Source organism: Cypionkella sp. (assembly GCF_036782355.1).
In the GTDB taxonomy this organism is placed as follows: domain Bacteria; phylum Pseudomonadota; class Alphaproteobacteria; order Rhodobacterales; family Rhodobacteraceae; genus Cypionkella.
Map to the genome: position 1 here is coordinate 1 of NZ_DAIPZF010000065.1, position 5,510 is coordinate 5,510.

5 protein-coding genes are annotated in these 5,510 nt (G+C 61.9%); 4 read left to right on the forward strand and 1 reads right to left on the reverse strand.

Annotated elements, in window-relative coordinates; genetic code table 11:
- Positions 1 to 197: 197 nt before the first annotated feature.
- Positions 198 to 1,019, reverse strand: coding sequence for an HTH-type transcriptional regulator BhcR (bhcR, locus tag V7Q10_RS15360; protein ID WP_333870015.1), 822 nt, complete (start codon positions 1,017 to 1,019; stop codon positions 198 to 200).
- 144 nt (positions 1,020 to 1,163) lie between these two features.
- Between bhcR and bhcA the strand changes: the two genes are divergently transcribed.
- From bhcA to bhcD, 4 genes are read left to right on the forward strand one after another with little or no spacing between them, the layout of a single operon-like run.
- Positions 1,164 to 2,333 (forward strand): L-aspartate--glyoxylate aminotransferase BhcA, encoded by a 1,170-nt coding sequence (gene bhcA, locus V7Q10_RS15365; protein ID WP_333870016.1) that lies wholly within the window; start codon positions 1,164 to 1,166, stop codon positions 2,331 to 2,333.
- A gap of 10 nt (positions 2,334 to 2,343) precedes the next feature.
- Positions 2,344 to 3,297: a beta-hydroxyaspartate dehydratase BhcB gene (gene bhcB, locus V7Q10_RS15370; RefSeq protein WP_333870017.1), complete on the forward strand. Its 954-nt coding sequence runs from the start codon at positions 2,344 to 2,346 to the stop codon at positions 3,295 to 3,297.
- A gap of 9 nt (positions 3,298 to 3,306) precedes the next feature.
- Positions 3,307 to 4,470: a 3-hydroxy-D-aspartate aldolase BhcC gene (gene bhcC, locus V7Q10_RS15375; protein WP_333870018.1), complete on the forward strand. Its 1,164-nt coding sequence runs from the start codon at positions 3,307 to 3,309 to the stop codon at positions 4,468 to 4,470.
- A gap of 22 nt (positions 4,471 to 4,492) precedes the next feature.
- A complete protein-coding gene (gene bhcD / locus V7Q10_RS15380; protein ID WP_333870019.1) occupies positions 4,493 to 5,455 on the forward strand; it encodes an iminosuccinate reductase BhcD in 963 nt (320 codons plus the stop codon).
- Positions 5,456 to 5,510: the final 55 nt, after the last annotated feature.

A 5,510-nucleotide genomic window follows, 5' to 3' on the forward strand; every position in this document is an offset into this window, starting at 1 on the left:
TTTGCACTGCAACAGCGAAGGTCGGAAAAATCCCTACACCGACGTTTCAGCCAACAAAAATGCTGCACCATGCACCAATGGCCGCTTCGACGGGCCGCACTGATGTATAAAAAACGTTGTGCCAACAGGCAGCTCTGGGCCATTCACATAAAAATATGTAGATCGACCCAAAGGGCGGAACGTGGCCGCCCCTTGGGTTAGCGGCTGGCCCCCGACCCACCGCCCAAGCTGTGGGTGATCTGGGCCGCCGCCTCGTGGACCAGGGCGCCGGCTTTGGCGATGACCTGCGCGCTCATCCGCCCCGAGGGGCCTGAAACCGAGATGCCGCCAATCGGATCTCCCGGCGCGTTAAAGATCGCGGCGGCGACGCAGCGCATGCCTTCGGTGCGTTCCTCATCGTCAATCGCATAGCCGCGCCGGCGGATCTCGGCCAAATCTTGGTAGATCGCGGCGGGGTCGGTCAGCGTGGTGGCGGTAAAGCGGGTCAGGGTGCTGCGCTCCAGCAGCGCCTTGAGCCGCGCTGGGCTGAACTGCGCCATCATCGCCTTGCCGATCCCCGAGGCATAAAGCGGCGACTGCGTGCCCGGCGGAAAGAACGCCCGGATCGTCGCATGGGTTTCAACCTGCGCCAGAAACAGCGTCTGATCCTGCCGATCCACCCCCAGATTTGCGGTCTCGCCGGTGGTTTCCATCAGGCTGCGCAGATAGGGGCGGGCGCGTTCGACCAAACTGGTGCGGCGCAAAAACGACGAGCCGATCTGAAAGGCATGCGGGCCGATATACCAGGTTTGCTCGACCGGATCGGCCTCGACCATGCCGCGCGCCGCAAGGGTAGACAGCACGCGGTAAAGCGTGGCGGGCGATTGGTCCAGCCGTTCCGCCAATTGCGTCAGCGTCGGCCCATCGCCCTGCGCAAGCGACTGCAAAACCGTCACCGCGCGGTCAAGCGATTGGATGGTGTTTTGTTCCGAGGTGTCGTTAAACCCGCGAGGGCGGCCCCTTTGGCGACGTTCTGTCATCTGCTGCTCCTAAAAGGCGAAAAACGCAAAGCACTGTTATCACTTAACTTTCTCCTTTATATCATTTCTGAAAAAATATTTCAAAAAAATTGTGATGCGGAAAGGCTGGCGCTAGGGTGGCTGCAGCAACCAAAGGGGCGTCCCATGTCATCGCAGAATCCTGTTTTTATCCCCGGCCCAACCAATATGCCTGAAGAGCTGCGCAAAGCCTGCTTTGTGCCGACGCTGGACCATCGCTCACCGGCATTTGGCAAGATGTTTCACCCCGCTGTCGCAGGCGTGAAGCGGATTTTGCGGATGACCGAGGGCGAGGTATTTATCCTGCCCTCGACCGGCACCGGCGGCTGGGAGGCTGCGATCAGCAACACCCTAAGCCCCGGCGACACCGTGCTTGCACCGCGCTTTGGCATGTTTTCGCATCGCTGGATTGATCTGTGCCAGCGCCACGGTCTGACGGTGCAGGTGATTGAAACGCCTTGGGGTCAGGGCGCGCCGCTGGCCGCAATCGAAGCCGCCCTGCGCGCGGACACGGGCCATAAGATCAAGGCCGTTCTGGCCACGCATAACGAAACCGCAACCGGCGTGCGGTCTGATATCGCGGGCATTCGCCGCGCGATGCAGGCAAGCCAGCATCCGGCGCTGTTTTTGGTGGATGGGGTGTCTTCCATCGCCTCGATGCCTTTTGATATGGCGGGCTGGGGGGTCGATGTGGCAGTCACCGGCAGCCAAAAGGGCTTTATGCTGCCCGCAGGTCTGGCGATCCTTGGGGTTTCCCCCAAGGCTTTGGCGGCGATGCAGACCGCGCGCCTGCCGCGCACCTTCTTTGATTTTGCCGACCAAATCCGCACCAATGCCAGCGGCGGCTTTCCCTATACCCCGCCTGTGGGGCTGATCGCAGGGCTGGCCCGCGCGGTCGAGATGCTGGAGGAAGAGGGCCTAGAGGCCGTTTTCGCCCGCCATCACCGCATTGCCGAAGGCGTGCGCCGCGCGATTGCGGCTTGGGGCTTGCAGCCCTGCGCAGCCTCGCCGGATCTGTATTCCGATACCGTCACAGCCGTGGTGGTGCCCGAGGGGAAGAACGGCACCGATCTGGTGCAGCTGGCAGCCCAGAAATACGGCGTCGCCTTTGGGGTGGGCTTGGGCGAGGTCGCGGGCAAGGTGTTCCGCATCGGCCATCTGGGGATGCTGACCGATGTGATGATGCTGGCGGGTCTTGCCACGGCCGAGATGTGCATGGCCGATCTGGGCTGGGACATTCCGCTGGGGTCCGGCGTGGCCGCGGCGCAAAACTATTACCGCGCGACAGCGGTCTAAGGAGGCAGCAATGTATATTCCAACGTACCAAGACGTTCAGGACGCGCATGCGCGCATCAAGCCCTATATCCACGAAACCCCGGTGCTGACCTCAAGCTTTATCGACACCATGGCGGGGGCCGAGATCTATTTTAAATGCGAGAACTTTCAAAAAGCCGCGGCGTTTAAGGCGCGTGGTGCCTCGAATGCGGTGTTTGGGCTGAGCGATGCGCAGGCGGCCAAGGGGGTTGCCACCCATTCGTCGGGCAACCACGGGCTGTGCCTGTCTTATGCCGCCAGTCGGCGCGGCATTCCCTGCACCGTGGTGATGCCGCGCACAGCGCCGCAAGCCAAGAAAGACGCGGTGCGCGGCTATGGCGGGCGGGTGATTGAATGCGAGCCTTCAACCTCTAGCCGCGAGGCGGTTTTTGCCGAGGTGCTGGCGGAAACTGGGGCCGAGTTTGTGCATCCCTATAACGACCCACGAGTGATTGCAGGCCAAGCCACCACCTCGCGCGAGCTGAATGCGCAGGTCGCGGGGCTTACCTCGGTGATCGCGCCAATTGGCGGCGGTGGCATGGTTTCGGGCACATGCCTGACGCTTTCGACCATCGCGCCGCAGATCAAGATCTATGCCGCCGAACCCGAGCAGGCCGACGACGCCTATCGCAGCTTTAAGGCCGGGCATATCATCGCCGATGATGCGCCCGAAACCGTGGCCGACGGGCTGAAGGTGCCGCTGAAAGATCTGACATGGCATTTCGTGCAAAGCCATGTCAGCGATATTCTGACGGTTTCCGAAGACGAGATTGTCGAGGCGATGAAGCTGATCTGGAAGCGGATGAAGATCATCGTCGAGGCCTCAAGCGCCGTGCCCTTGGCCGCGATCTTGAAAAACCCTCAGCTGTTTCAGGGCCAAAAGATTGGCCTGATCGTCACTGGCGGCAACGTCGATCTGGATAAATTGCCTTGGATGCAGGGCTAGGAGGATACCATGAACAAAGCTTTCACCTTTGACGGGCTTGAGGTCGGCTATGACATTCCCGCGCTGCCGGGCATGGCCGAAGCCGACATCCAGACGCCTTGCCTTGTGCTGGATCTGGATGCGCTAGAGCGCAACATCATCAAGATGGGCAACGCTGCCAAACAGATGGGCGTGCGCCACCGCGTGCATGGCAAGATGCACAAATCCGTCGATGTGGCGCTGCTGCAAGAGCGGCTGGGCGGCTCTTGTGGCGTCTGCTGCCAAAAGGTCAGCGAGGCCGAGGTCTTTGCGCGTGGCGGGATCAAGGATGTGCTGGTCTCGAACCAAGTGCGCGATTTGGCCAAGATCGACCGGCTGGCGCGTCTGCCAAAACTGGGCGCGCGTACCATCGTCTGCGTTGACGATCTGGACAACGTGAAAGACCTGTCCGAGGCCGCAGCCCGCCATGGCACCACGATTGAATGCTTGGTCGAGATCGACTGCGGCGCGGGCCGCTGCGGCGTGACCACGACCGAAGCTGTGGTGACGATTGCCACTGCGATTGACGCCGCCGCTGGGCTGAAATTTGCAGGCATTCAGGCCTATCAGGGCGCCATGCAGCACTTGGATCTTTACGCCGACCGCATGGCCAAGACCACGATCGCAATTGAACAGGTGCGCGCGGCGGTTCAGGGGCTTCAGGCGGTGGGGCTTGACTGTGACATCGTTGGCGGCGCGGGCACCGGCAGCTATTACTTTGAAGGAAACTCGGGCGTTTACAACGAACTTCAGGCCGGGTCTTACGCCTTTATGGATGCCGACTATGGCCGCATTCTGGATAAGGACGGCCAGCGCATTGATCAGGGAGAATGGGAGAATGCGCTGTTCCTGCTGACCTCGGTGATGAGCCATGCCAAGGCCGATAAGGCCATTGTCGATGCAGGGCTTAAGGTGCAATCGGTGGACTCGGGCCTGCCGGTGGTCTTTGGCCGCACCGATGTGAAATACATCAAATGCAGCGATGAACACGGCGTGGTCGAAGATTTGGCCGGCGTTCTGAAGGTGAACGACAAGCTGCGGCTGGTGCCGGGGCATTGCGACCCGACCTGCAACGTCCATGACTGGTATGTCGGCCTGCGCAATGGCCGGGTCGAGGTGGTCTGGCCGGTTTCGGCACGCGGCAAGGCCTATTAAAGCTGTTGAAAGGAACCACGCTATGTTGATCATCCCCGAAGCCCTGATCGCCGACCTGCTGTCGCCGCAAGATGCCTTTGACGCGGTAGAGGCCTGCTTCAAAGCCATGGCCATGGCGCAGGCCTATAACTTTCCGGTGGTGCGCGAGGCTTTGGGGGAAGGCCGGCAATATGGCTTTAAATCGGGGCTGGATCGGCTGGGCGGGCAGCTGGGCGTCAAGGCGGGCGGCTATTTCCCCGGCAATGCCGCGCGCGGGATGATCAACCACCAATCCTCGATCTTTCTGTTCGACCCCGAAACCGGCCGGCCGCAAGCTATGGTGGGGGGCAATCTGCTGACAGCGCTGCGCACGGCGGCAGCCTCGGCGCTGTCGATCGACCGGCTGGCGCGGCGCGACGCGCGGGTGCTGGGCATGGTTGGCGCAGGCCATCAGGCGGGGTTTCAACTGCGCGCCGCCGCAAGGGTGCGCCAGTTTGAAAAGGTGGTGGCGTGGAACCTGCACCCCGAAATGTTGACAAACCTTGCAGCGATTGCCGCCGATCTGGGCCTGCCGTTTCAAGCGGTGACGCTGGAGCAATTGGGCGCCGAGGCCGATGTCATCATCACCATCACCTCGGCCCCTGCGGCCTCGGTGCTGAACGCCCATGTGCGCGCGGGCACGCATCTGGCTTGCATGGGCACCGACACCAAGGGCAAGCAAGAGGTCGAGGCCAGCTTGCTTGCGCGCGCTGCGGTCTTTACCGACGAGGTGGCGCAATCCGTGACGATAGGCGAGGCACAACACGCGGTGGCCGCAGGCCTGCTGCAACCGCAGGCGATCACCACGCTGGGCGATGTGCTGATCGGCCGCCACGCGGGGCGGCCGTCTGAAAATGCGGTGACGCTGTTTGATGGCACAGGCGTGGCGCTGCAAGATCTGGCGGTGGCGGCCAAAGTTGTCGAAAGGGCGCGCGCCATGGGCTTGGGGTATGAGGTCGCGGTTTAACCCTTCGCGCCTTGGCCACGGGCATAGACATCTTCGTAGCGGATGATGTCGTCCT